Below are 3,602 nucleotides of genomic sequence, written 5' to 3' on the forward strand. Positions count from 1 at the left end.
CCAGCGATCCCACATCAGTGCCTTCTGGGTGTCGGTGTAGTAGATCCTTTTCCTGCGCTTCATCCGCAACACTCCTGCTGCCTACGCAGCTATCCGTGTGTTGCGTCGATCATATGAATCCGCGGCCGAAAGCGGACATGCGCTCGGAATGAGGCTTCCTGTCAGCTGTACGACTTCGCAGTACGACCCGCCTCGAGGGCCGTCTCGTACTGATCGGCCACGTAGAGCGGAAGGTCGCCCAGCAGATCGGTGCCTGCCTGGTACGCCAGCATCAGCTGTTGTCCTTCTGGAGAAACGTCCAGGGTCAGGAACTCCTTGGCCTCGAGCTTGATGCCGTCCTGCAACGGCAGGGAACTACCGAAGTACACCGCACGCTTGATGGCACCGATGCTCGGCTTGTGTCGGCGTGCCAGGTAATCGGCTAGCGCGAGCGCCTTGGCGACGACGTCGGCTTTCGGTACGACAGCATCGACGGCGCCCATCTCTAGTGCCTGTGCAGACGTCAGCGGTCGTCCATCGAGAATCGCGACCAGCGCCTTGTGCGTGCCCACCAGTCGTGGGAGTCGCTGGCTGCCACCACCGCCGGGCATGATGCCCAGCAGGACTTCCGGCTGCCCGATGAAAGCGTCTTCGCTGGCCATGACCCGCAGGTCGCATGCCCAGGCGAACTCGGCGCCCAGGCCCAGTGCATGTCCTTCCAGCGCGGCGATGAAGACAACGCCGAGGCTGTTCATCTTGAGCAGCAACCCGTGCAGGCGGTCCAGGCCGACGTAGTCGGCAGGCGGTGCCGGCGGAGGCGTCGTGGCCTGCTGACGCGCGACGTACTGGGCGCCGCCTTCCTGTAGCCACTTCACGTCGGCGTGGCTGATGAAGCGGCTTGCGTGCGCGCTGGAAAAGACCACGGCCCGGATGTCGGGATCCTGCTCCACGCGGTCCAGTAGCGCTTCGATGAGCAGGGCGAGCGCAGCGCCGAACTCCTGGTAGGGGCCTGCATGGATGCGTGCGTGCAGGGTGTTGCCATGCGCCTGGATGTCCAGGCGCACCGAGGTGTCATCTGTCATGGGTGTTCTCCGCTACTAGCGCAGATAGCGGGCAGGCACGTCGCTGCGCGACAGGTTGGGTGCCATCGCGAGGCGAGCCTGCTGCATGGCGAGGAATTGGCCTTCATCGGGGAGCGGAGGAATCGTCACCGTCTCGCGCCGGTCGAATCCCACCAGGGCGGCATCGACCATGGCGTCGACGTCCATCAGGAAGCCGGGCGGGAAGTCGTTCATGTCGCGGCCCGCCTTCTCCCACAGCTCCGTTCGCGTGGCGCCTGGCAGCACGGCCTGCACGTAAACGCCGCGCGGCCCCAGTTGCGCGGCCATGGCCTGGCTGAGATTGAGCAGGTAGGCCTTGGTGCCGCTGTAGACGCCTTCGAACATCTCCGGGGCGAAGGCCAGCACGGAAGAGAGATTGACGATGGCCCCGGATCCTCGCCCGACGAACGACTTTGCGGCGGCAGCGGCCAGGCGCGTGGGCGCGGTGACGTTGAGCGCGATGATCTGCTCTAGTGCGGCTGGCTCGTTCTCCAGCAGGCCGCCCTTCAACGACATGCCCGCGTTGTTGACGAGCAAGGTGACGTCATCTGCTTTCAAGCGCTGCTCGACCTTCGCCACGTCCGCGTCACGGGTCAGGTCGGCCGACAGGATGTCGATGGACGTGCCGGTTTCATCGTGCAGTCGCGCAGCCAGCGCTTCCAGACGCTGTGTATCGCGCGCCACCAGCACGAGCGCGTAGCCGCGCTTGGCCAGCCGATCGGCATAGGTCGCGCCGATGCCTGCGGATGCGCCGGTGATGAGGGCGACGTGCTTCGTTGTATTCATGAGGGCCTCGTGGGATGTGGATGCGGGAAGAGGGCGCGCTTACCGGTTCACGTCCACCAGCGTCCGTCCCCTGGCCTTGCCCTGGCGCATGTCGGCGGCCGCGCTGAACACGTCGGCGAGCCCGATCTCGATGACCGTCGTGTCCAGCTTGGCCAACTCAAGGTTCTCGGCCAGGCGGCGCCACGCCTCGATACGCAGGGCTTGCGGCGCGTTGACCGAATCGATGCCGGAGAGGGTGACGCCACGCAGGATGAAAGGGAGTACCGTGGCGGGAAGCTCCACGCCGCCCACGAAGCCGCAGGTGGTCACCGTGCCGCGATACTTCGTCTGCGCCAACACGTTGGCCAACGTGCGTCCGCCCACCGAATCCACGGCGCCCGCCCAGCGCTCGGGACCCATCGGCTTGCCCTCCGCCGACAGGAGCGCGCGGTCAAGAATGTCCGCGGCGCCGAGGTTGCGCAGGTAGTCCGCTTCGCCCGGCTTGCCCGTGGAGGCCACCACGCGATAGCCCAGTTCTGCGAGCAAGGTGATGGCGATGGAGCCCACACCACCGGAAGCACCGGTGACCAGGACGTCGCCGCGGTCCGGCGATACGCCTGCGTGTTCAAGCGCCAGCACGCTGAGCATGGCGGTGAACCCCGCCGTGCCGATCGCCATGGCGTCGCGTGTGCTGAGGGTCTCGGGCAGTTTGACCAGCCAGTTGCCCGAAACGCGGGCACGCTGTGCGTAACCGCCATGGTGGGTCTGGCTCAAACCCCAGCCCGTCGCGACGACCTTGTCACCGGGACTGAAGCGGGCGTCATCGGAATCCACCACGGTGCCGGCGAAGTCGATGCCCGGCACCAGCGGGAACGTCTGGATGATCTGGGGGCCTGCCAAGGCCACCGCATCCTTGTAGTTGAGGGTCGACCAGTCGATGGCGACGGTCACGCCGCCGTCGAACAGCACGCTGTCGTCGAGGGTCTGCAGCGAGGCGTTGATCGCGCCATCGTCGGCACGGGTAGCGAGGATTGCACGGAATGACACGGCACCATTTCCTTCTTGGGGAAGCGGGTGCGACTATAGGCCCGTGCTGCGTTTGTCGTAAGAACGCACAATTATCGCCGCTACTATCAATTATGTGCCTATCGGCACTAGGTGAGCATCGTCATGCGCCCGAAGCGACTGGACCCAAAGAGTGGCTGTGCCGTAGAGCTGACGCTCTCGATCATCGGCGGTGTGTGGAAGCCCTTGCTGTTGTTCCATGTACTGACCGGAAAGAAGCGCTTCATGGAATTGACGCGACTGATACCCAGCGCGACCCAGCGAATGCTTACGCTGCAGTTGCGCGAACTGGAGACAGACGGCCTGATCATCCGGCACGTTTACGCGGAAGTTCCTCCGCGCGTCGAGTATGAAGCTACGCCGTTGGCGCGCACGCTCGCGCCGGTGATGCTCAGTCTTCGCGAGTGGGGCGAGCGGTATCGCGCCGATCAGCAGCACCTGCCGCCGATGGAGGCGCATTGCGATGCAACGACCCCTGCCGCAAAGAGGAAAGCGTCTTCAAAGACGACGCAACGAGAGTCACGCACGCCGACGGCGAACTGATCGCTCGATTGATGTCCGCTTCCGGTCTTGGATTCAACCGATCGACGCAACAGTTTTCCGATATCGCTGTGCCGGTGTTTCGTAGCCCAGCGTCTTGCGTGGCCGCTCGTTGAGTTGGCGTGCCACGGCATCCAGCTTGGCCTGCGAGAC

4 protein-coding genes and 1 pseudogene are annotated in these 3,602 nt (G+C 64.7%); 1 reads left to right on the forward strand and 4 read right to left on the reverse strand.

Features of this window, described 5'->3' with window-relative positions; all coding sequences use genetic code 11:
- Nucleotides 1-161 precede the first annotated feature (161 nt).
- The 3 genes from IB225_RS20215 to IB225_RS20225 are packed head-to-tail and all read right to left on the reverse strand — an operon-like array spanning nucleotide 162 to nucleotide 2,891.
- Nucleotides 162-1,061: an enoyl-CoA hydratase/isomerase family protein gene (locus IB225_RS20215; RefSeq protein ID WP_192314858.1), complete on the reverse strand. Its 900-nt coding sequence runs from the start codon at nucleotides 1,059-1,061 to the stop codon at nucleotides 162-164.
- Between the two features lie 15 nt (nucleotides 1,062-1,076).
- Complete coding sequence (locus IB225_RS20220) at nucleotides 1,077-1,865, reverse strand: SDR family oxidoreductase (RefSeq protein ID WP_192314861.1); 789 nt, start codon at nucleotides 1,863-1,865, stop codon at nucleotides 1,077-1,079.
- Between the two features lie 39 nt (nucleotides 1,866-1,904).
- Nucleotides 1,905-2,891, reverse strand: a complete 987-nt coding sequence (locus IB225_RS20225) for an MDR family oxidoreductase (protein ID WP_192314864.1) — start codon at nucleotides 2,889-2,891, stop codon at nucleotides 1,905-1,907.
- 123 nt (nucleotides 2,892-3,014) lie between these two features.
- On the opposite strand from IB225_RS20225, the gene IB225_RS20230 reads away from it, so the two are divergent.
- The gene (locus IB225_RS20230; RefSeq protein WP_192314867.1) at nucleotides 3,015-3,452 is read left to right on the forward strand and encodes a helix-turn-helix domain-containing protein; all 438 of its coding nucleotides are present in this window, start codon (nucleotides 3,015-3,017) and stop codon (nucleotides 3,450-3,452) included.
- 33 nt (nucleotides 3,453-3,485) lie between these two features.
- Here the strand turns inward: IB225_RS20230 and IB225_RS20235 are convergent.
- Nucleotides 3,486-3,602, reverse strand: a pseudogene (locus tag IB225_RS20235) (IS30 family transposase); the annotation flags it as partial.

Origin of the sequence: Pseudoxanthomonas sp. PXM02, from assembly GCF_014851805.1 — a bacterium.
GTDB lineage: Bacteria > Pseudomonadota > Gammaproteobacteria > Xanthomonadales > Xanthomonadaceae > Pseudoxanthomonas_A.

Coding starts and splice junctions, on each gene's coding strand:
- IB225_RS20215 (WP_192314858.1), bottom strand. CDS start 1,061: ATGACAGATGACACCTCGGTGCGCCTGGACATCCAGGCGCATGGCAAC.
- IB225_RS20220 (WP_192314861.1), bottom strand. CDS start 1,865: ATGAATACAACGAAGCACGTCGCCCTCATCACCGGCGCATCCGCAGGC.
- IB225_RS20230 (WP_192314867.1), top strand. CDS start 3,015: ATGCGCCCGAAGCGACTGGACCCAAAGAGTGGCTGTGCCGTAGAGCTG.